This is a genomic window from Pseudomonas sp. FW305-70 (assembly GCF_058783925.1).
The window spans coordinates 1-21,830 of record NZ_JBYSYZ010000058.1 but is presented as its reverse complement, the minus strand read 5'-3'; the positions used below and the strand labels follow the sequence as shown (position 1 = coordinate 21,830).

The window sequence follows — 21,830 nt, the reverse complement described above, 5'->3', positions numbered from 1 at the left end:
CGGTTTACCAACCTGCGCACAGCTGCCACCCATTCGCTTGGTAACGAAAAGTGGCAGTTCCACGTCAAGGAGCTAGACCATGCGCAATACAAATCCGTACGAAATTCCGCTTTCCCTCAACGCGATTACAAGTCGCGCCCTCAATGCATCTCCGTCACTGGAGGTGGCAAATGACTGAACAACCAGAAGCAAAAACCATCGGTTTGATTCCCTGCATGTATTGCCCGGACGAACCGCTGTTCCATGTCAGTGGTGGCGTGCCTATTAGCAAAGCACTGGCACAGGCGTCCAACCTGCTGTTCCTGGCCAAATCGTTCGCCGAGGATGCGGCCTACGCAAAAGACACCGACCGCCATGCGTGGGCCGCCCACTATCTGACTGCGATGAGTAAGGCTGTGATCGATGATGTGGTTAAAGTGCTGACGCGACCGACACAGGTTCGCCAGCGACAAGCTGCAGAATAGTGGCGACCCACCCTTGAAATGCGCCCCGAATTCTCGGGGCCTCCAAAACTGCCAGAATTACACTGAAAGCACCTGATCGATTCGCACGTACATCAGAGATGGACAAATCATTTCACTTTTACGTACAGCCTTAAGGCAAGAAATGAAAGCCGGGCGTTTCCCGAAGTCAGTACACATCAGCGCTGGTCGCAAGGCTTGGCGGGCATAGTGCTGGCAAAATGGCTAGAGTGCCCCGAAAGCTGAAAAAAGTAGCAGTGACTCAGCTTCCCGCCCGACATTATGTAACAGCGCTCTTCCATCCCTCCGGATATTCGCGCGCAGCCTTGGAACAACTGGTATCACCAGTTCGCACCGCCATACTGCTTTGCCTGTTTCTCGAATTTAGCGCAGGCGTTGTAGGTAGCCACATCATCGACCACGTTGGAAACGCAGCGGCCATAAGCAATCAATTCGTATACTTGAAGTCCATGACGCTTGGTCAGGTAGTACTCCACAGGTAATAGTTGTGCCATGTAGCCCACCTCCAGATGCGAGTCTTCAATGGCCTTCATGACCTGCTTCTGGTCACCGCTACGGTCGACTTCCTTGAACAGCATGTTGAATGTCCAGGCCGTACGCCCGGTACCCTGCAGGCTGGTACGCAAATAGGATGCCGCCCGCGTCGAGTCGCCAGCGATGGAGTAAGCCATCGCCAGTTTGTTGGTGACTGCGACGTTGCCCTGCAGGGTTGCCGGCAAGGGCTGCGCTTCGATGCGAGCCAGATTCGCCTTGAGCTGTTCGCGATTGCTGGAGACCAGATCGTTCAGTCGGAACAGATAGTCCGTCGAAGGGAAATCCGGCAGCGGCCCCGACGGCCGGCGACGGCGCTGCTCTGGCGGCAGGCTGGCGGTGAGTTTCACGATCGGTTCCAGCCGCTGTTCGGACGATTGATAGATACTCTCGTCCACATGACTCAGTTCCTTGCGGCAGCCCTTCAGATTGATCTGGTAATTGCCGCCCTTACCCGTCACGCAACTGGTTGTTTGCGGGGCACGCGCCACCAGCGCACCTTCACTGTATTTGCCGAGACGGCGTACAGCCATTTTAAGACCATCGAGCGAATACCCGGCTTTCACCAGCAACTGCGCGGAAAAATGGTCTGCCGCTATTTCCTGCTCTTGGTTCCAGTGCCGATAGACAAGACCCTTGGTCATGTCATCGACAGTCTCGCCGAAGAGCAGGCTATAACCACCGGCTCCAGCGGCCCAGGCGCCCAGTTTGGTCATATCCAATGCAGTCTGTTGCAGGCCGCCCTTGGTGGTATCACCTTGATAGACATGCCCGAGCTCGTGGGCGATGACCGCTGCAACCTCATCTTCGGAATTGGCCTGGGCTATCAGCCCGGCCGACACCACGATGGTTGTAGCAGAGAGAGAATAGGCCTCGTACCCGCTGAACGAGTCCACGACCACCACGCAGTCGCACGGCACTGCCCAAGCACCTTCAAGGCGCTGGCGGATACGCTGTACATATTCGATCAGCGCAGGGTCCAGCACTGGCGTGCGATCCATCTGCCGCAACAGCCGCACATCATCAATGTTGACTTTGCGATCGGCGCCCTCCAACGGCTTGAACGCGCTGTACTTCGGGTCGACAGCGCAACCGGACAGTGCCGCCAGTACAAATGCGAACAGACAGACACTCCGTCTCATCATTTGCATCCTTCGCCCGCTCCCTTGACGCTTGCAGATTTCGCATCGCCAGCCAGAGTCGCAGGTATGGTGCTACAGGCATCGACCACCAGTTTTTCGTTCACCAACTGCACATCGGCACGCGAAACTTTCCAGGCAGCGGTGCCCTGGCGAAACTCCAGGCGGTTGCCTTCCACTGACTTGGCCGACAGTGGGTAAATCAGTTTGCCCAGCTCCGATACCAATCGATACTCGCCACCCTTGGCGGCTTCAACTTCGATGAGCTCGGGATGGGGAATTGCCTGGATCTGCAACGTATCTGCCGAAGCCGATAAGATATTCAGACTAGCAAGCAGCAACAGCTGGATTGGGAAGTGCTTTTTCATCAGGTCCATCCTTAGAGTAATTCTGCTCACCGGCCAAGACGATCTCCCAAAGGAATGGCACGAAAGCCGCCAGTGCCAACCAACCTTCGGGAGCCATGTTCGCCCGGTAAAACAGGTAGTAGCCGACCGCGACCACCGATGTGTTGAGTGCGGCAAACCCCAATGTCCTGCCGACCTTTGAGCCAATTGAATCTTTCTCGGCGGCGCTGGATTTCCGTGTCTGGACGCGCCAACCAAGGGTGCCCTGCAGCTGCATACACATCAGAATCATCACCAACAGGAATAGAAAGTTGGCAATTCTGGAATCACTCTGATGTATGTAGTGCGCTCCCCTTTCGTCCAGGTTTGCCAATGCATTGGCGTGCAGGTATACGCCAGCCACTTGGCCATACAATGGCGACTCTACATAGTCGTTCAGGCTGGGCATAACATTCCCCACCAACACCACGAAGGGTTCACCGGGCTTGAGTCGGGGTGGCCTGAGACTTACCGGGTGTTCGCCGTACAACTGCGACAGTCGAACCTGATGGACCGGCATGCACGCGGCTGTCGGGTTTTCGGCTGCCGTCGAGAAACCAGCGAGACGCAAAGAAATCGAAATCAAATCACTCCACGCACTCGCTTGCTCGGCACTGCAATCGTCCCGAGAGGTCATAGTCCACTGTATGGAAAGTTCTGGCAGGCTTGCCGCCTCGGCCCAGCGACAATCTTCGCCGCGGGCCTTGCACAAATCCTGGTAGAGCGCGCCAGCCGCCGTCGCCACAGGCTCAGCGGCGCTCGCTGTGCCCAGAGACGCCTTCAGCGGATAGAGATCGCCTATCCCGTCCCACGCAGAGACTGCCAGCGAGGCGGACCGCAACTGCTGGCGGGCCTGTGGAGACATCGGCACAAAACTCCCTCCCCCGGCCAGATGAATCTTCGATGCCACCGGGTTTTCGTCCAAACGCTCCAGGACACGACCGAGCTGCTGCAAGTCGCCACTCGTAGTGCGAGGGCGCTCAAAGAAGATGTCGTAGAAGATGGCCGCCGGAGCCGGTTCGCCGCTCTTGGACAGGGCGAGATCACGCAAAATGCGACCATGATCGGCGTAGGTCAGGGGCCAGTCATTGGCCTCCAGCCAACCCTTTCCATCATTGTGCAAACCGGCGATGCTGGGGTAATCAATAGCGACGACCGTTACCGGTGCGGGCTCGACAGGAAAACTAAACGCCCGGAATCTCCCGAGTTGATCCGACAGAGCCTTGTCAGCGGCGGAGCTCAGGCCAAACGGATCACAGAACAAGCCCCAGTATCCAAGGATCAAGTAAAGCCCTACACGAGCCAGTGGCCACTTACGGAGTCTTTCAAAACCTTCATCCAAAACCCTGAACACTCTATCGCTCCGTGATGTCACTTGGCCACTTCTCGACCAAGGATATCCAAATGATTCGTGCGATGTACATTTAATTAAATAGTTTTGCCTACAGTCAGGTGGCGGACGTTGTCGGCAGCTCGGCCCGCACGGGCAAACTGTTTAGACACGCGAACGCCTCAGCTCCCAAGGCCCGGGCCGTTTTTACGGCACAAAAAAACCGCCGAAGCGGTTTTTTTCATTCTGTGGTCCAGTCGAACTCGTCGTACTCCTCATCGTCCTCGTCGTCCTCGAAGAACTCCTCTTCAAGGTCGTCGTCTTCAACAACATCTTCTTCCGGCTGGTTCAGCAGAAAATCCTTGCGACTCTCGGTAATCGCTCGCCGTAGTTCTTCACCCTTTTGCGGGCAGTTGAGCATTTGGGCGATGCGGTCGATTTTTTTTGCCACGGCATCCTCCAACGCATCGGCTATAGCCTGATAGTGCGCGCTTTCGGGGGTGGATGCCAAATCCCCGCCATGCTGCGCACTTCAGTTTTCTGTAAATCCGCCTTTAGCGGTGATAGCGCCGTACCACGCTGCTGTTTCTCAGGACGTGGCCTTTGATTTTTTCCAGCAGCTGCGCACGGGTCAGGCCGGCGGGCAAGGCGTCCGGGGCCAGGTCCAGGGCGTAGATCTGGATGATGTAGTGGTGCGCGCTGTCTCCAACGGGCGGGCAAGGGCCGATGTAGCCGGTGGTGTTCTGGCTGTTGGTACCGCCAACGCCCTCGAGGCCGGGTTTGCTCCCGGCACCGGCCGGGATCTGGTGGGTGCCGGCCTTGATGCCGTAATGCACCCACTGATCGAGACCCTGGCCTTTCTGGCCGTCCGGGTCGTGCATGACGATGGCGTAGCTTTGGGTGGCGGCCGGGCCGGTGTTCCAGTTCAATGCCGGGGAAATATTGTGTCCGCCACAGCCCGCGGAATCGCTTGCAGCGGCCGATGTGAACAGACGGTCATCGGAAACTCCGGGAATGTTCAGAGTGAAGCGCTCCTGGGCCTGCGCCGGGAACTGCACGCAAAGGGCGACAGCGGCGGCTGCGAGCCAAGCGTTGATTGAGGTCAATCGGGTCATACCGGAGCACCTTGTGCGTGTTGGGCCGTCGTCGGCGTGCAAACTATAGCCGGACCGTTCACGCCGTGGCAGCGGGGAATTGGCTGAACCTCGCGATAGGCACCAGACTCATAAGTAAACGTCTGTCTGGAGAGCAATCATGACTCTGCATCGCGTTGCGCGTGTCACCAATGTGCCCGAAGACCGGGGTCTGGAAGTGCAAGTCCAGGGCAGCAAGATTCTACTGTTGCGCGCCGGTGAACAACTTCGCGCTTATCAGGCCGAATGCCCGCATGCCGGCGCCCCGCTGGCTGACGGTGCGGTATGCAACGGACGCCTGACCTGCCCATGGCACAAGGCGCAGTTTCGGATCGAGGATGGCGGCCTGTGTGAGCCGCCAGCCCTGGACAGTCTCAAGCGCTATCCCCTCGAAGTCCGTGACGGCGACATCTGGGTCGGCGACCAGCCATTATCGGACGCCCACACGCCACCGGCCGACGATCCACGAACCTTCATCATTATCGGTGCTGGCGCGGCAGGTACCGCGGCAGCGGCGGCGTTGCGCGAGAAAGGTTTCGGTGGCCGGGTGCTGTTGATCGACCGCGAAGCCGATGCCGGATACGACCGCACTGCGCTGAGCAAATACGTGATCGCCGGGGAAATGCCGCCGCAGGAAGTCCCGCCGCTGCGCGACGAGGCGTTTTACCGCGAGCAGCGGATCGAGCGCCTGCAGGGCGAAGTGGCCAGCCTGGACGCATCAAACCGCACACTGCGGCTGACTGACGGCCAATCACTGACCTACGACGCCGCGCTGCTGGCCACCGGCGGCATACCCAAGCTGTTGACGCTGCCCGGCGCCGACTTGCCGCAGGTGTTCGTTTTACGCTCCAGAGCCCATGCGCAGCAGATTCTGCACAGCGCCAGCGCCGGCCAACGGGTGGTGATCATCGGCGACAGTTTCATTGCCATGGAGTCCGCCTCGTCCCTGCGCCAGCTTGGCCTGGACGTGACTGTGCTGGCCCGCCACGCAGTGCCTTTTGCCAAACAGTTCGGCGAAACGGTCGGCAAGGCCATTCGCGCGCGGCATGAAGCCCACGGCGTGATGTTTCATACCCAGGGCAATGCGGCGCAGATCGAAGGAACGGACAAGGTCGAAGCCGTACGCCTGGACAACGGCCAACGCCTGGCGGCCGATCTGGTGCTGGTCGGCATTGGCGTCACGCCGGCCACCGCCGCCGTCACCGGGCTGGCGAAAGAACAGGATCAGTCGCTGCGTGTCGACGGCGCAATGCGCGTGGCCGACGGCCTCTGGGCGGCTGGCGATATCGCCACCTTCCCGCTGAACAACCAATACGTGCGCATCGAACACTGGCGACTGGCCCAACAGCAGGCGCGGATCGCAGCGGCCAATATGCTGGGCGGGGACGAGCATTACCTCGACGTGCCGTTTTTCTGGACCTGGCATTTCGGCAAGACCTACGACTACCTCGGGCACGCCGAGGCTTGGGACGAAGTCGAGTTCAAGGGCGACCCTTACGATCCGCCGTTCATCGGCCTGTTCGGAAAAAATGGCGTGGTGTCGGCGGCGCTAGCCTGCGAGATGGACCGGGCCATGGCGATGCTCGCCGAGCGGATGAAACAACCGTTGCCCTGGGAAGAGGCATGGCGCCTGATCCGTGATGTTCCCTAGCGATGCCGGACAGCAAAACGCCCGACACCTGCGCGATGCAGAGGCCGGGCGTTTCCGGGTAAACGGCCGCCGTTATTCGGTGGCGCCGGTTTCCGCAAACTTGCTCATGACAAAACCGGCAAACTCTTCGACGGTCATTTTCTGGCCGTTGAAGTCCACCTGATTGTTGGCGTAACGCAAGTTGGTGACGATATTGTTGCCGTCCAGTTTTGCCAGTTGGCTGCCGACCGCCATGCTGCTGAACATGTCCGCAGTGGCGGTGGCCTGATCGGCAATCAGCTTGGCGTCGGTCTGACCGTCGATTTGCGACTGCACGGTGAGTACATCGACCAGCATGGGTTTGGACACTTTCAGTTTGAAGTCCAGCAACGCGATCAACTGCCTGACCAGTTGATCGGTCGGCAGGTCGATGGTTTGTGGCTTGGTCAGGTCGAGCACCATGTTGGCGCGGCTCTCACCGTTGGCGGTGTTGAACGACAGGTTTTCCAGGGCCACCTGCGGACCGGCCGCCAGCAGCTTTTCCAGGCTGGACTTGAGCAGTGTTTCCTCGGCTTCGGTCAGTTTCAGCTCCGGTGCCGGCAGGCCCGCTGCCGCCGCTTCGGCCGCCGCACGCTCATACGGCTGCAGCTTGCTCTGATAGACCTGCATCAACGACATCGTGGCCGGAATGTCGAGGTTCTTCACGCTCATGGTCAGCGCACCGGAACCGATGATCTTGCCATTCAGGGACACTTCGCCAACTTTGTAATCGGCACGCCCGGAAGCGTTGCTGCCCTTTTCTTCCGTCAGGTTTTTCATCTCGAATTTCTTGAAGTCCAGCACCGACTGCTTGACGCCAAAAGTCGATTTGCCGCTGGCCAGTTCGAGGACGTTCTCGCCGACATAGAAACCGTAGGTACTTTTGGTCAGGTTGCTGGCCAGGGTCAGGCCGTTCAACTCAACCTGCACCGGTGCCTGGTCTTCGGAAACGGTGGTCACTTTCAGGCTGTCCATGTAGCCGTTGGCCTTGACCTTCTGCGCCTTGGCGCTGGCGTCGACGTCCATGCTCAGGCCGGAGAATTTCATGCTCGACTTGTCATCCAGCGCCATTTCCAGCGGCTGCAACTCGAAGGTGCCGTTGGTGGCGTTGTCATAGCCGATGTTGACCACGCCGGTCAGTGGGGATTTGTCCTTGGCGGCGGCAAACCACTTCTCGGTGAACGGGGTCTTTTCCAGTTCATAGTGACTGGTCGCCAGGACCGGCAGCCACTTCAGCGACATCAGCCGCGAGAACGGCAACGGGCCGTGTTCGATGTGATCGACAAACAGCAGCTCGACCGGTGCTTCGCCGAACATTTCACCTTCACCCTTGAGGCGATAGTGCGCGGTGCTGCTGAATACATGACGCTCCAGCGAGACCAGCTCCAGCGACGCGGTGCCGTTGGAACCGACCATGGCCGCTTGCAGCTCCTTGTTGGCATCGGCAATCGAGGCGTTCAACACACCTTCAAGCCTGGTGCCGGTGAACCAGGCTCCGCCTGCGCTGATGGCACCGATTGCGACAACAATTCCCAGTAGCACGCCTGCTGATTTGTTCATGTATGGCCCGTTCAATGTCCGTTGTTGAAAGTGTGGTCGTCTTCCCTGAACCCATGACGGGTTGCGGCTCGACTGTGCTGAAAGTGGAATGCAGATTAGCACCGGGCGCGACGAACGGCCCAATGATTAAAGGTGAAGGAGTGTCTTGGGGGCGCGCAGGGTTCGAAATTTTCGCTGTGCATTCAATCGCCTTCGCGGGCAAGCCCGCTCCCACAGGGGAATGCATTCCAATGTGGGAGCGGGCTTGCTCGCGAAGGCGGCATAACAGCCAACACAAAATCAGGAATACTGGACTTCGATCTCGTCCAGTTGATGATCAAAGCTTTTAAGCCGCGCCGTCCAGGTGTACACCAGCACTTCGAAGTCGCGGTTGATCACCGCTCCGCCCGTCACTTCCGCGCGGGGGTCGCAGACGTCCAGTTGATAACGTTCGCGGGCCATGGCCGTGGCGACATCGGCCAGCTCCCGGGCATTGCTGAGCCAGTGCCGACCGTCGTCAGCCACTTGCCGGTCGAGCGCAAGGCATTGTTTTTTCAGGTTTTCGAGGCTTTTCTCCAGCGGCGTGCCGGTCAATTCGCCCATGACCTCCTGAAACGTGCGCCCCGGCTGCCAGTAACTGCCCCAGAAATAGCGGTCGAACACCGTTTCGACACGACGCAACGCCACCTTGGTATCCCAGATCAGGACCAGGGTCTTGCCTTGTTCGAGTTGTCTTTTTTTGATGCGCTGATTCTGGACCGACGCCCAGGCCACCACCGCAACGGACATCACGGCTATCAATGCGACGGCACTGTCGAGGAACACCAGAGCCTGGTCGATCTGGTGGGCCAGCATGACGCCGTAGAAATAGGTGGCCGATAGCAGCACTAATGCCACGATGGCGCACCAGAAGCCAAGAGCATAAGGGTTTTTCATTATTGGTTTCCCCCTGACCTGCGCGAGCCTTGTGCGAAGAAAGGGCGCTTTGCACGAGGCGCCTTTCCAACACTTCAAAGCATAGCAACGGCCTCAGGGTTTGCCGGAGTTCGACGCTTGCGTTCGTCCGCTTTCCCAGCCGCCGCCCAACGCCAGGAACAAATCGATCTGGCTGGCGGCTACCTGGGTGTTGGCAGCGGCCAATTGCGCCGTGACATCCGTGTAGGTGCGGGTCGCTTGCAGGTCAGCCAGGAACGATTCGCGGCCGGCCTGGAAGAAGCGATGGGTCTGTTCGGCCGCCAGTTTTGCCGATTGCTCGGCATCGGCCAGGGCGTCGCGGCGTTGCAGCAAGGCCGTGTATTGGGCAAGGCTGGTCTGGGTTTCACGAATCGCGTTGAGCACCACCCCATCGAAATGCGCCAGCGTCGCCTGGGTCACCGCTTCGGCTTCGCGGATGCGCGCCCGGGCGCCGTTGGTCGGCACCTTCCAGGTCAGCGACGGGCCGAAGCCCCAGCGGTTGGTCGACGGGTCGCCGAGATCGTCGAGGATACCGACGGTACCGATGGTCGCGCCGATGCTGATATTCGGGTACAGCTCACCCGTGGCGACCCCGATACCGGCCGTCGCGGCCGCCAGCCGCCGCTCGGCCTGCCGCACATCCGGGCGACGCTTGAGCAGCGCGGCGCCATCGCCCACCGGGACCAATTGCGCGATTTTCGGCAGCTCGTCGCAGGTGGCGGTGCCGGCCGGCAGTTGGTCCACCGGCTTGGCCAGCAACATCGACAGGCGATACAGCCCGGCCTGACGTGAGGCCTCATAGCGCGGCATGTCGGCGCGCAGGGATTTGAATTGGGTTTGCGAGCGGGTGACCTGGGTTTCGTCGCCACGCCCGGCATCGCGCAGGCGCTGGATCAGTGTGGTGCTTTGCGCTTGCAGGTCGAGGGAGTGCTGGGCGATTTCCCGCTCTTCATTGGCCGCGCACACCTGGGTGTAGGCCCGCACCACGTCGGCCACCACGGTGATGCGTGCCGTATCGGCGGCGGCCTGCGTCGCATCGGCATTGGCCTTGGCCGCTTCGATACCGCGTTGCAAGGTCCCGAACAGGTCGAACTGGTAGGACGCGCTGATGCCGATGTCGCCAATGTTGGCCACCGGCACTTTTTCCGGTAGCAGGAACGCCTGGCCGGACTCCTGCAAGCGCTGGGCGCCCATCTGCACGCCCCCGCTCCAGCCGCCCGCCGCTTCGGCCTCATCCACCTGAGCGCGAGACCGCGACAGGCTGGCCGCCGCCACGCGTAAATCGGTGTTGGAGGCCATGGCCTGCTGTACCAGCTGGTCGAGTCGCGGGTCCTTGTACAGGCGCCACCAATCGGCCGGCACCGGTGCGGACACCACCGTTTTACCGTCGACCGCCAGATCGCCCTGGATATCTGGACGATGGACAGCCGCCTCTTCGGGCAAGTGATAATCCGGCCCGACCATCTGACACGCCGACAGCAGCAAACCCAAACCGGCGACCGCCAAACCCGAGGCCTTGCTCATTGCGCCAGCTCCCGTTGCTGATCGTCGATGATCGATACCGTGGCGGTGCGCCCGGCGATCATGCGGAAATCTTCCGGCACGTCATCGAAGGCGATGCGCACCGGAATCCGTTGGGCCAGGCGCACCCAGCTGAAGGCCGGGTTGACGTTGGGCAGCAGGTTGTTGCCGCTGGTGCGGTCGCGGTCTTCGATGCCGGCAACGATGCTTTCTACGTGCCCGCGCAAGCGTGCATTGTCGCCGATCACCCGGATGTCGACGCTCTGGCCGATATGGATGCCGTTCAGTTTGGTTTCTTCGAAATAGCCGTCGATGTGGAACGAATTGCTGTCGACCACCGACAACACCGGACGCCCGGCGCTGACGAACTCCTGGGTCCGTGGCGCACGGTCGTTGACGTAGCCGTCCACCGGGCTGCGGATCACCGAGCGGTCGAGGTTCAGCTGCGCGCTGTCCACCGCCACCTGGGCTTCCATCAAGGCCACCTGGGCGCGGGCCACTTTCGACTGGCTTTCTTCCAGTTGCTCAGCCGGCACCAGATTACCGAGACCTTTGTTTCGCTTGGCCTCGCGCTGGGCCTGGGCCAGGGTTTCTTCGCGGTCGGCGACAGCCGCTTTCGCTTGGCGCAGGGCCAGCTTGAAACGGTCCGGATCGATGCTGAACAGCACCTGGCCGCGCTTGACCAACTGGTTGTCGCGCACCTCCACTTGCTGGATCAACCCGGAAACATCCGGCGCGATTTGCACGATGTCGGCACGGATGTGCCCATCGCGGGTCCAGGGCGCGAACATGTAATACATCACCATGCGCCAGACCACGACCACGGCGAAGCTCACGATCAGCAGGGTCAGCACCACGCGACCAAGGGTTAGAAAGGGTTTTTTCATGTCATCAGGTATCGACTGAGTAAGTCCACGGCGCCAAGCAGCAGGGCGTAGAGGGCCACGTTGAACAATGCCCGGTGCCAGACCAGACGGTAAAAGTGCAGGCGCGTCAGCACCCCGTGCACCAACAGGTACAACACATACGTAATGCCCATCAGCACCAGCAGCGTGGGCAGAAACACCCCGCTGACATCCAGGTCACCGATCATAAAGGCGCTCCATCAATGCCATGGGGAAGCGGTTCTTCGGGCTCGGCGGCGCCGACGAATTCGACGCCGGGCAGCAATGCCAGGCGCAGGCCGCTCAGGGCGTGCAGCAGATGCCGACGGGTTTCGTCATCGCCGGCACCACTGAGGGCGCGACGTGTGCGGTCGAGGGTCATCAGCAGCGGGCTCGGTGCCGGCAAGCGCTCACCGGCCTTGAGACAGGCCTTGAAGTACTCGCCAACCTCGGCCACCACCTGGCGCAGCAGCACCTGCGGCACACCGAGGACCCGCGGCGTATGGGCCAGCAGGTCCAGCAGATTCAGCGCCACCCGCACTTCCCGCAGCGCCACGCCGGAGTCCTGGCCGGTCATGGCCAGGCGCGGCAGGTGCTGCATCAGCCGATCGAGCATCTTTATGCCCAACAGCCGATGTTCGGACAACGTGGCCGGCTCGGAGAGGCCGACAATGTCACGCCAGCTGAAACGGGTCAGGCGCTTGGCTGCCAGCTCGGCCCCGAACGGCCGGGCGATCAGGGTCCAGATGAACGCGAACAGCAGCCCCATCGGACCGGCCAGGTTGGAGTTGGCGAAACTGAGGAAGTCGGCGTCGTAGGCACCCTGAATGCTGATGAAGGACGAGGTGTTGACCAGGGTCAGCAGCATGCCCAGGTAAAACTGCGGCTTGACCGTCAGGGTGCCGACACAAATGAACGGCACGGCAAACGCCAGCACCAGCATCGGAAAGTCATGCAGGTTGGGCAGCACCAGAAACAGATAAAGGCTGGCGAACACCACCGACATCGCCGTCCAGAAAAAGAACCGGTAAATCTGCGGCGCCGGGTCGTCCATCGAGGCGAAGAAGCTGCACGCCACCGCCGCGAGGATCACGGCGCTGCCGCCATCGGTCCAGCCGAGCAGAATCCACAACACCGAGGCCACGATAATCGCGGTGACGGTGGAAGCCGCGGAATACAACATCAGGCCGCGATCCAGAAACGGGGACAGCCGCCCCAGCCGCCAGTGCCGATACACCGCGCGCCAGCTGTCCTGGCTTTCGCACTGGATGGCGTATTGCAGGCTGCGGCAGTCCTGCCACAAATCGATCCACTCGCCGAGACGGTAGATGGCATTGGAGAACAGCAGCTGCTTGCGGTCATCCAGCGCTTCGGAGGCGGGTTGCAGGGCTTCCAGTTGATCCTTCAGTGCTTGCCAGCGGTCGAGGTCGGCATCCTTGTGCCCGAGCCATTCAGTGGTGGCCGTGAGCAACGGCGCGAACTTGTCCACAAGCTCGGGCGTACGCCGTTCCAGGGCATAAAGCGCGTCGTCGAGGGCATCGACTACCGGCAGCAGGTGAATCATCCGCCCACGCAACTCCTTGGTGTTACGCACCGTCTGCGGACGCGAACCTTCGTGGGGCAACTGACCGATCATCAACTCCAGGGAATTGAACGTGGCGACCATCGATGCACGCAACGCGCTGACTTCTTCAGGCTGCACGTTACGACTGAGGAAGCGCAGGCTGTAGGTCGATGCATCGGTAAACCATTTGCTCACCGAATCATTGAACACCGGCGCCAGGCGCCGCGGCCAGAACATGGCACCGACCACCGCCGCTACGACGATGCCCAGAAAGATCTCTTCAGTCCGCGCTTCGGCCACGTCCCACACCCCCAGCGGGTTATTCACCACCGGCAGGGCGATCAACGGCAAGGTGTAACCGGCGAGCATCAAGGCGTAGTTGTTCGCGGTGCGCAAATGCAGGGACAGAAACAGCAGCGTGCCGGTCCACAGTGCAATCACCACCACCAGCACGTAGGGGCTCTGCACGAACATCGGCACGAACAGAACCGCCGCCGCAGCGCCGATAAAGGTGCCGACTGCCCGGTACAACGCCTTGGAGCTGGTAGGGCCGAGAAACGGGCTGGAAACGATGTACACCGTGGCCATCGCCCAGTACGGACGCGGCATTTGCATGAGCAGGGCGATGTACAGCGCGATCATCGAGGCGGCGAAGGTGCGGACCCCATAGAACCAGTCTCGCGCCGGGGGCATGCCTGCAAAAAAACCGTTCAAGAGTTGGCCACCGATGGCGGCGTGGCCGCTTCAAAAGCTCTCAGTACCCGCAGCGTAGCTTCCAGATCACTCGGGGCAATGCCTTCCAGGACTTCCTGGCGCAAGCGCACCAACTCCACTTCGACCGCCTGCACCAGCTCCCGGCCGGCGTCGGTCAGGCTCAGGCATTTGGCGCGACGGTCCTGCGCGTCTTCGGTCCGGCAGACGTAACCGGAATGGCACAGTTGATCAAGCAGGCGCACCAGCGATGGACTCTCCATCCCTGCTGCTTGCGCCACCGTCACCTGGCGCACGCCCTCGCCCAAGCGCCCGATCATCAACAGCGGAACGGCGCAGGCTTCGGAGATGCCATAGTTGACCAGCGTGGTCTGGCAGATTTTGCGCCAATGCCTGGCGGCCACCACCATGGCGCTGCTGATGTTCATCTGGAGAACGTCGAGGTTGTTCGGCACGAGGGAAAATACACACTGTTAGTTTGCTAACTATCAATATTGCATTGGAGAGGATTTTCCGTCAAGTTTTGAAACAATTACGTAACAGCGACCTGCCGAGAGCCCTCAACGTTGCCTGGCGCGCTCATACACCTCACTGTGTTCGCGCTTTCCTACTGCAACGACAGAAACAACAATGCGCTCATCTATCACCTCGTAGACGAGTCGATATCCCGATGACCTCAGCTTGATCTTGTAGCAGTCAGGCATGCCATGCAGCGCGTCAGACTGGATTCGAGGCACCTCAAGCCGCTCTGACAGCTTCTTTTTGAATTGCTCACGTACTGTGTGCCCCAGCTTGTCCCATTCTTTGCGTGCAGACGGGAGAAATTCGAGCTTATAAGTCATCCAGCGTTACCGGGATCGGCGTTTCATGACGACGAGAACGCACGAGTTCCGCCAACTCCAAATCATCAAGGCGCTCCATCATGGCTTCGAACACATCGGCAGGAACCATGTAGCCCATGACGCGATTGTGATTGAGCACCGCGACAGGCCCTCCATGAGCGCCATTCAAAACGGCAGAGGGGTTTTTCTTTAGTTCAGACACGCTGACAGCCATATCGGCCAAAACATTCTGCATAATTAAGACCTCAAATAAGGTCTTAATTTTGGTCAATTAATTCGATCAGAGCAACCTCCGTGGACCGCCACCTATCCGTTATTTACACCCCCCGCCCCTTCCTCAACATCACATCCAGCTGATCCACCACCTCGGCCCAATCTGCGTCATCGAGTATCTCCTCACGCAGAAGCTCCGCCTGGCTCGGGCTCCAGAAAAATGCATCCGCAAGGTGCAGTTCCGGTTTGAGCGGTGAATGGGTGGCGATGAATTTATCGATGCTTTCGGCGTCGTCCGGCAGGCCGAGTTGTTTGAACAGCGAAGGGAGGTTGTGGGTTGGGTTTTCCATGTCGAACTCCTGGGGACCAATTCAGGGGGACCGCTGCGCGGTCATTCGCGGGCAAGCCCGCTCCCACAGGTTTTGTGTTTGATACCGAACCTTGTGGGAGCGGGCTTGCCCGCGAAGACGTCAGCATTGACGAAACAAAACTCAATGACTCAACTCCCGCACCTCCGCATGCGGCACCATTTTCAGGAACTCGGGCATGTCCATGCGCACCAGGTTGACGTGGTTGCCGGCCTCCAGATAGATGTCTTTCTGCCGGGTCAGCAGCGGGTCGATGACCACTTCCAATCCATAGGACTCACCCAGCGCCGGTACGGCACCGCGCTCGCAATCGTCGAACAGGTGCGCCAGGTTGCTTTCCCGGGAAACCTGCCACTCACCGCTGCTGCGGACCTTGCTCAGGTCAAGGTGACGGCTGGCGGGCAGCACGGCCATCAGGTAGTGCCCATGGTGATCGTCGAGGATCACCGATTTGGCCACCCGTTCGGCAGGAATACCGGCGACCCGCGCCGTTTCGAGGCTGCTGGCCGAATGGGGGTGGCTGACGATGTCATATTCGCATTGAGCCTTTTCCAGGCTTCGCTGCACGGTTCTTGCCATACGCATGATGCACCTCGGTGTCCGCCGTGATCGCTGGCAGACGATGGTTAAAGCGTTGCTTGCGTAGTAAAAGTCTAGGCCCGCCGGCGTGATCCGGTGGGAAATCCGCCCATCGGCCGACGACGACAATTGAGCAAAATTCATACAGGTTGAGGCTCAACTAAACTGTACTCAGAGCCACTCCACGACTCTCCCGGAGGGTCAAGTGAACACGCGTTGTTGTGCAGTTGCGTTGCTGTTGGCGTTGAGCGGATCGGCCTTCGCTGCCGACACGGTTGTGTTGCTGGTGCCCAATCCCGTGGGAATCTGGCTGATCACCTTCGGCATCGCATTCCTGATCGCCGAAGCGGCCCTGCCCAATTACGGCGTGATCGGCCTGGGCGGCATCGTGATGTTCGTGATCGGCGCGGTCATCCTGTCCAACACCGAAGTGCCCGTGCCGTTGATGATCGGCCTGGCGGTGGTCAGCGCGCTACTACTGATCTACCTGGTGATTCACGCCCTGAAGACCCGACCGCGCCACATCGTCAGTGGTGATGCCGGGCTGCTCGGTAGCGTGACGGCGGTGACGTCATTGCAGGCCGGCAACGCCTATGGCGGCTGGGTGCATCTACAAGGAGAACAATGGCAAGTGCTCAGCGCGACGCCGCTGCAACCCGGACAACAGGTGCGGGTGGTGGGGCGCAAGGGCTTGCTGCTGCAAGTGGCCGCGGCTGACGCGGCGCCGGGCGGAGAATAGTCATGGGTTTGCAATTGGGTCTTGTCGCGCTACTGCTGTTGCTCATCGCACTGGCGGGGTCGACGTTCCGCATCCTGCGCGAGTACGAGCGCGGGGTGGTGTTCCAGCTCGGGCGCTTCTGGCAGGTCAAGGGTCCCGGCCTGATCCTGCTGATTCCGGTGGTCCAGCAAATGGTCAGGGTCGATTTGCGCACCGTGGTGCTGGACGTGCCGCCGCAAGACGTGATCACCCGCGACAACGTGTCGGTCAAGGTCAACGCGGTGCTGTATTTCCGCGTGCTCGATCCGCAGAAGGCCATCATCCAGGTCGAGGATTTCCTGGCCGCCACCAGCCAATTGGCGCAAACCACGTTGCGGGCGGTGCTGGGTAAACACGAACTGGACGAACTGCTGGCCGAGCGCGAACGGTTGAACCTGGACATCCAGCAAGTGCTCGACGCCCAGACCGACGCCTGGGGCATCAAGGTCGCCAACGTCGAGATCAAGCACGTGGACCTCAACGAATCGATGGTCCGTGCCATTGCCAGGCAGGCTGAAGCCGAGCGGGAACGGCGCGCCAAGGTGATCCACGCCGAAGGCGAATTGCAGGCCTCGGAAAAACTCATGCAGGCCGCCGAAATGCTGGGCCGCCAACCGGGGGCCATGCAACTGCGCTACATGCAGACCCTGAGTTCGATTGCCGGCGACAAGAGCTCGACCATCGTCTTTCCGTTGCCGATCGAGTTGCTCAAGGGCATGGCTGACTTGTCGTCGAAACCCTGAAGGCTGCAACCCTCTCTTTCATTGCCCGGTGTTGCCGGCCAGGTACAACCTGGCGGCAACACCGGCAACTGTGCAAACTCGTCCGGCACGTCGGCGGTGCCGATCAGCCAGATTCAACCCGAGTCCATGGACCGTCAGCGCTGCGCCGTCTCGGCTAACGGATACACCGACTCCCAACCCCCACCCAACGCCTTGTACAACCCGACGGCTGCCAGCGACACGCCGGTCGAACTCTCGACCCACTGCTCCTGCGTGGCCAGCAGCGCCCCTTGCACGGTGAGTACGGTGACGAAATCCACCACGCCCTCAACGTACTGCTGTTGCGCGGTGTCCAGCGCAATGCGGTTCTGACGCACGGCTTCGGCCAGGCTGTCGCGGCGTAATTGGCTGGCGTTGTAAGCGGTCAGTTGGTCATCGATTTCATGCCAGGCGCGCAACACGGTTTGCTGATAGGCAATGGCCGCTTCCTGTTGTTGTGCTTCGCGCAATTGGAGCACGCCCCGCAAACGGCCACCGTCGAACAACGGCAAGCTCAATTGCGGGCCGATCCCGAACGAACGCGAACCCCAGGAGCCAAAATCGCTCAGCTGCATGGCCTGGGAGCCGATGTTCCCCGACAGGATGATTCGCGGATAGAAATCCCCCCTGGCCACGCCAATGCTGGCCGTGGCGGCATGCAGTCGCGCTTCGGCCTGGCGAATGTCCGGTCGACGTTCAGCCAGTTGCGAGGGCAAGCCAATGGCGACCTGGCGCGGCGTTTGTGGCACCGGGGCGTCTGTGGATAACTGCGCCGCCAATGCCTGGGGCGCTTCGCCCATCAACAGGCTCAAGGCATTGATCAGTTGCCACTGGCGCTGCTCCAGCGCGGGCAGACGCGATTCGATGGCCGCCACCTGCGCGGCGGCTTCGGCGACATCCAGATCCGTCGCGACGCCGTCGGCCAGGCGCAGTTGCGAGAGCTTCAGGCTATGGCGGGCGACGTCGAGGTTCTGTTCGGTGACGAGCCGGGTGTTCTGCACACCGCGCAGTTGAATGTAGTCCTGGGCGGTTTCGGCCAGCACCGACAGCAGCACACCACGCCGGTCGTTCTCGGCGACTTCCAAAGTGGCGTCGGCCGCTTCGGTTTCCCGACGCACGCGGCCCCAGAAGTCCAGCTCCCAGGAAGCGGAAAAGCCGGCATTCCACAGATTGAAAGCCGACTGGCCATTGTGTCCTGACGGGTCGTTCAAGCCTTCACCACTGTTGCGATTGCGCCCGTAACTGCCACTGGCGGCCGTGTTGGGATAGCGGTTGGCAGTGATGACCTGGCGCACCGCACGACTTTGCTGCAAACGGCTGCCGGCCAGCTTCAGGTCGAGGTTGTCGGTCAGGGCGCGCTGGCTCAAGGCCGAGAGTTGCGGGTCATGGAACACTTCCCACCAGCGCTCGGCCATTGTTTCGGCGATGGCCTGGCTGGTAGCTGCATTTGATGGTTTTGCCCATTCGGTGATTTGTTTGGCTTCGGGCTTTTTGAAATCGGGTCCTACGGTACAGGCGCTGAGGCTCATGACGAGCAAGGCACTGAAGGTGAGTGGCTGCCACAGGCCTCTTCGCGGGCAAGCCCGCTCCCACAGTTGACCGCATTCCCCTGTGGGAGCGGGCTTGCTCGCGAAGGCGTCAGCGCGACCAACAAAAATCTTCATCGCTGAACAACCTCTTTCGCCTTGGCGGTGGCCGTATCAATACTCGCCTCCACCGACATCCCCACCCGCAAGCGCTCGGCCAGCGACTGCCCCGGCTCCAACACGATCTTCACCGGTATCCGCTGCACCACCTTGGTGAAGTTGCCGGTGGCGTTGTCCGGTTTGATCGCGGCGAACGTCACCCCGGTGGCCGGTGCGATGCTGTCGACACGACCGTTGAGTGCCGCACCGCCCAGGCTGTCGACGCGCACTTGCACCGCCTGCCCAGGCTGCACATCCGTCAGTTGCGTTTCCTGGAAATTGGCCATCACATAAGCCTGCGCCAGCGGCACCACGGCGAGAATCTTGCTGCCCGGCGTCACGTAGGCACCGACCCGTACCGCGCGTTCTCCGACCATGCCGTCCTGTGGCGCCACGATCCTCGTATAGGACAACTCGTAGCTGGCCATTTCCAGCTTCGCTTGCGCCCGCTTCAGACCGCCTTGCGCCGCATCGCGCTGGGCCGTCAGGATCTCCACCTGCTTGCGCTCCCCCGCCAGCACTGCCGTGGCGTTAGCCAGACGTGCGCCAGCCTGGTCGATGCGCGTTTGCGCCTGTTGCGCATTTTGCACCGTGCCGGCGCCCACCCCGGCGAGGTGCTTGTAGCGGTTCAATTCATGCTCGGCAAAGGCCATTTCCGCCTTGGCCGAAACCACCGACGATTGCGCCTGGGCAATCACCGATGCCTGGCGCTCCAGGGTCGCCCGGGCGTTTTGCAGTTGCGCCCTGGCCACCAGCGTTTCGGCGTCGGCAGCCTGGGCGGCGGCGCGCAAATCCCGGTCATCGATCAGCGCCAGCAATTGCCCCGCCTTGACCTGCTGGTTGTCCTCGACCAGCACTTCCTTGATAAACCCGGCGACCCGCGGCACGACCAGGGTGAAATCCGCCGAGACGTAAGCATCGTTGGTGTTCTGCTGGGTACGCTTGCCGAACAGGCCGGGCATTGCCAGGTACAGCGCCCCACCGACGACCAATGCGACGACCACGGCCACCGCGACTTTCTGCTTTGCTTGGGTGTTCATAAAAACCTTCTGTTTCAGTGGAGCATTCAGGTCGGTGTGCGCGGCGGATAGATCCGCGTCGGCAGCCAGAAAATCAGCAGGATCAAGGTCACGGCGATACCGGCCATGCACAGGTAAAGATCAGAGGACGTGAGCACCAGCGCTTGCTCATGCAAGCGATGAGCGAGACTTGCGCTGTCGCGCTCGACCAACGGCGAGTTGCCGAGGCGATCGACCAGCATGGTCGAGTGAAAATGCAGACGGGCCGTGGTCAGCGCTTCGATCACCCCGGTGGCGATGACCGCCGACAGGCCTTTGACGGTGTTGAACCAGGCCGATGCGAACGGCCCTTGCATCGGGTTGATGCTACCGGTGGACAACATCAGCAGCGGCAACACCGCCATGGGCTGACCGAAAATCTGCAGCCATTGCAGCACATAGAAATCGTCGCGAATCCACGCGGACGTCAGTTGCGAGCCGCCAACGCACGACAACGCCAGCATGCCCAGGCCGATGCCCAACACCCAGCGGCAATCAACCCGGCGAAAGTTGCACAGCGTCGCCACCAACGGCAGTGCGATCAATTGCGGCAGCGCCGCCAGCAGTATGATCGGTGCGGTCTGCACCGGGCGATAACCCTGGACCTGCGCCAGGTAGCTGGACGGAATGATGATCACCGCCTGCAACACCACCAGAACGCCCGCCAGGGTCAACAGGGCAAAGGACAGGTTACGGATGCCGAGCATCTGCATCTTGAAAAACGGCATCGGCTGTGACCACTCACCGCCCAAAAACAGCACCAGCAGCAACAACCCGCCACCGAGCAATCCGCAGATCAGGTTCGACTCGAACCAGTCCAGGCGATTGCCCTGCAAGATGCCGATCACCAGCATGCAGATGGCGGGAAAGCCCAGCAGCAATCCGCGCCAGTTGAAGGATTTGAAGCGCTCCAGGCGCAGCGGGTCCTGGGGCAAGCCATACGCTACCGCGACCATGGCAATCAGGCACGGCGCGATGATTTGCCAGAAAGTCCATTGCCAACCGACGTATTCGGTCCATAGCCCGGCCAATGGCGTACCCAGGCCCGGGCCGAACGTCGCCGTCAGGGCATAACCGGCCAGGCCATACAACTTCACGTTGGCGGGCAGAAACCGCAGGGCCACGGTCATCAACATGGGGGGCAGTGCGCCGCCCGCCAGGCCTTGCAAGGTGCGCAGCAACAGCAGGCTTTCGTAATTCGGGGCGAAGGGGCACAACACACCCAACAGGGTGAACAGGCTGATGGCGCACAGGGTGAAACGCCGCAACGAGAACGTCACCGCACACCAGGGCGCAAATGCCATGGCCGCCACCGACGTCGCGGTGTAACAGGCGACCAGCCAGGTGCCTTCGTCGTAGCCGATGGCCAATGCGCCGCGGATGTCGGCGAGCGCGACCTTGGTCACCATCTCGTTCAGGCCCGACACCAGCACCGCCAGCAGCACGCCCACCAGGCCGATGATGATCCGCGGGCCGAAGACCGGCGGTGCGGCCGCCGTGCTGGTCGCAGCGACAGGTGCCGTGACCGTAAGGGAAGTCATGTACTGCGAGCTCCGGCGTGGAAAGACCGAAGCATTCTAAAAAGCGTGATGCCTGACGAAAATCAACTTATCAGCAGCTTATAAGTGCGCCAGACGCAATGATAACCCCCCTGTAGGAGCGAGCTTGCTCGCGATGGTCGTTAACGATGCCGCGTGTTTACTGACTAAACGCGGCGCTCTTGA

The 21,830-nt window shown here is 60.8% G+C and carries 23 protein-coding genes; 4 read left to right on the top strand and 19 right to left on the bottom strand.

All coding sequences use genetic code 11. From position 1 onward, the window contains the following. Positions 1-170 precede the first annotated feature (170 nt). On the top strand, positions 171-464 hold the full coding sequence (locus AC3WN7_RS26840; RefSeq protein ID WP_102675676.1) for a DUF3077 domain-containing protein: 294 nt from the start codon (positions 171-173) through the stop codon (positions 462-464). A gap of 338 nt (positions 465-802) precedes the next feature. On the opposite strand, the gene AC3WN7_RS26835 is transcribed toward AC3WN7_RS26840, so the two are convergent. From AC3WN7_RS26835 to AC3WN7_RS26815, 5 genes are all read right to left on the bottom strand, one after another. Then, the gene (locus AC3WN7_RS26835) at positions 803-2,164 is read right to left on the bottom strand and encodes a M48 family metalloprotease (RefSeq protein WP_256585803.1); all 1,362 of its coding nucleotides are present in this window, start codon (positions 2,162-2,164) and stop codon (positions 803-805) included. After that, positions 2,155-2,520, bottom strand: coding sequence for a hypothetical protein (locus tag AC3WN7_RS26830; protein ID WP_095964468.1), 366 nt, complete (start codon positions 2,518-2,520; stop codon positions 2,155-2,157). The genes AC3WN7_RS26835 and AC3WN7_RS26830 overlap by 10 nt, the downstream gene beginning before the upstream one ends. Then, positions 2,480-3,892, bottom strand: a complete 1,413-nt coding sequence (locus AC3WN7_RS26825; protein WP_095964467.1) for a CHASE2 domain-containing protein — start codon at positions 3,890-3,892, stop codon at positions 2,480-2,482. The genes AC3WN7_RS26830 and AC3WN7_RS26825 overlap by 41 nt, the downstream gene beginning before the upstream one ends. A gap of 217 nt (positions 3,893-4,109) precedes the next feature. Continuing rightward, positions 4,110-4,379, bottom strand: coding sequence for a hypothetical protein (locus AC3WN7_RS26820; protein WP_219735711.1), 270 nt, complete (start codon positions 4,377-4,379; stop codon positions 4,110-4,112). Positions 4,380-4,422: 43 nt separating this feature from the next. Next, complete coding sequence (locus AC3WN7_RS26815) at positions 4,423-4,983, bottom strand: YbhB/YbcL family Raf kinase inhibitor-like protein (protein WP_102675675.1); 561 nt, start codon at positions 4,981-4,983, stop codon at positions 4,423-4,425. A gap of 139 nt (positions 4,984-5,122) precedes the next feature. Here AC3WN7_RS26815 and AC3WN7_RS26810 point away from each other — a divergent pair, with 139 nt between their 5' ends. Then, positions 5,123-6,652 carry an FAD-dependent oxidoreductase gene (locus AC3WN7_RS26810; RefSeq protein WP_102675674.1) on the top strand — a complete coding sequence of 510 codons (1,530 nt, stop codon included), beginning with the start codon at positions 5,123-5,125 and terminating at the stop codon, positions 6,650-6,652. A gap of 72 nt (positions 6,653-6,724) precedes the next feature. Here the strand turns inward: AC3WN7_RS26810 and AC3WN7_RS26805 are convergent, their stop codons facing one another. The 11 genes from AC3WN7_RS26805 to AC3WN7_RS26755 form a co-directional block, all read right to left on the bottom strand. Then, positions 6,725-8,230 (bottom strand): YdgA family protein, encoded by a 1,506-nt coding sequence (locus tag AC3WN7_RS26805; protein ID WP_102675673.1) that lies wholly within the window; start codon positions 8,228-8,230, stop codon positions 6,725-6,727. A gap of 279 nt (positions 8,231-8,509) precedes the next feature. Next, positions 8,510-9,145, bottom strand: a complete 636-nt coding sequence (locus AC3WN7_RS26800; protein ID WP_095964462.1) for an NADH:ubiquinone oxidoreductase subunit N — start codon at positions 9,143-9,145, stop codon at positions 8,510-8,512. A 93-nt stretch (positions 9,146-9,238) separates the two neighbouring features. Further along, the gene (locus AC3WN7_RS26795; RefSeq protein WP_102675672.1) at positions 9,239-10,687 is read right to left on the bottom strand and encodes an efflux transporter outer membrane subunit; all 1,449 of its coding nucleotides are present in this window, start codon (positions 10,685-10,687) and stop codon (positions 9,239-9,241) included. Continuing rightward, the gene (locus AC3WN7_RS26790) at positions 10,684-11,571 is read right to left on the bottom strand and encodes an efflux RND transporter periplasmic adaptor subunit (protein WP_102675671.1); all 888 of its coding nucleotides are present in this window, start codon (positions 11,569-11,571) and stop codon (positions 10,684-10,686) included. The genes AC3WN7_RS26795 and AC3WN7_RS26790 overlap by 4 nt, the downstream gene beginning before the upstream one ends. Then, entirely contained in the window at positions 11,568-11,777 is a 210-nt protein-coding gene (locus tag AC3WN7_RS26785) for a DUF1656 domain-containing protein (protein ID WP_102675670.1), read from the bottom strand. The genes AC3WN7_RS26790 and AC3WN7_RS26785 overlap by 4 nt, the downstream gene beginning before the upstream one ends. Beyond that, complete coding sequence (locus AC3WN7_RS26780; protein ID WP_102675669.1) at positions 11,774-13,846, bottom strand: FUSC family protein; 2,073 nt, start codon at positions 13,844-13,846, stop codon at positions 11,774-11,776. The genes AC3WN7_RS26785 and AC3WN7_RS26780 overlap by 4 nt, the downstream gene beginning before the upstream one ends. Continuing rightward, complete coding sequence (locus tag AC3WN7_RS26775; protein ID WP_102675668.1) at positions 13,843-14,271, bottom strand: MarR family winged helix-turn-helix transcriptional regulator; 429 nt, start codon at positions 14,269-14,271, stop codon at positions 13,843-13,845. The genes AC3WN7_RS26780 and AC3WN7_RS26775 overlap by 4 nt, the downstream gene beginning before the upstream one ends. A gap of 132 nt (positions 14,272-14,403) precedes the next feature. After that, on the bottom strand, positions 14,404-14,685 hold the full coding sequence (locus tag AC3WN7_RS26770; protein WP_095964457.1) for a type II toxin-antitoxin system RelE family toxin: 282 nt from the start codon (positions 14,683-14,685) through the stop codon (positions 14,404-14,406). After that, positions 14,675-14,920, bottom strand: a complete 246-nt coding sequence (locus AC3WN7_RS26765; protein WP_007975643.1) for a type II toxin-antitoxin system prevent-host-death family antitoxin — start codon at positions 14,918-14,920, stop codon at positions 14,675-14,677. The genes AC3WN7_RS26770 and AC3WN7_RS26765 overlap by 11 nt, the downstream gene beginning before the upstream one ends. Before the next feature lie 82 nt (positions 14,921-15,002). Beyond that, the gene (locus AC3WN7_RS26760; protein WP_046040688.1) at positions 15,003-15,248 is read right to left on the bottom strand and encodes a DUF2789 domain-containing protein; all 246 of its coding nucleotides are present in this window, start codon (positions 15,246-15,248) and stop codon (positions 15,003-15,005) included. Positions 15,249-15,389: 141 nt separating this feature from the next. Further along, positions 15,390-15,851, bottom strand: coding sequence for an aminoacyl-tRNA deacylase (locus AC3WN7_RS26755; protein ID WP_007975646.1), 462 nt, complete (start codon positions 15,849-15,851; stop codon positions 15,390-15,392). A gap of 199 nt (positions 15,852-16,050) precedes the next feature. On the opposite strand from AC3WN7_RS26755, the gene AC3WN7_RS26750 reads away from it, so the two are divergent. Both AC3WN7_RS26750 and AC3WN7_RS26745 read left to right on the top strand, forming a co-directional pair. Then, positions 16,051-16,584, top strand: coding sequence for an NfeD family protein (locus tag AC3WN7_RS26750; protein WP_102675667.1), 534 nt, complete (start codon positions 16,051-16,053; stop codon positions 16,582-16,584). Between the two features lie 2 nt (positions 16,585-16,586). Next, positions 16,587-17,345, top strand: coding sequence for a slipin family protein (locus AC3WN7_RS26745; protein WP_095964455.1), 759 nt, complete (start codon positions 16,587-16,589; stop codon positions 17,343-17,345). A gap of 134 nt (positions 17,346-17,479) precedes the next feature. On the opposite strand, the gene AC3WN7_RS26740 is transcribed toward AC3WN7_RS26745, so the two are convergent. Genes AC3WN7_RS26740 through AC3WN7_RS26730 form a run of 3 tightly spaced genes read right to left on the bottom strand, consistent with a single transcriptional unit; the run spans position 17,480 to position 21,647 of the window. After that, positions 17,480-19,027, bottom strand: coding sequence for an efflux transporter outer membrane subunit (locus AC3WN7_RS26740; RefSeq protein ID WP_102675666.1), 1,548 nt, complete (start codon positions 19,025-19,027; stop codon positions 17,480-17,482). Then, positions 19,024-20,088: an HlyD family secretion protein gene (locus AC3WN7_RS26735; RefSeq protein ID WP_102675665.1), complete on the bottom strand. Its 1,065-nt coding sequence runs from the start codon at positions 20,086-20,088 to the stop codon at positions 19,024-19,026. Before AC3WN7_RS26735 ends, AC3WN7_RS26740 begins: the two co-directional genes overlap by 4 nt. Before the next feature lie 26 nt (positions 20,089-20,114). Continuing rightward, positions 20,115-21,647, bottom strand: coding sequence for an MFS transporter (locus AC3WN7_RS26730; protein WP_102675664.1), 1,533 nt, complete (start codon positions 21,645-21,647; stop codon positions 20,115-20,117). Positions 21,648-21,830 lie beyond the last annotated feature (183 nt).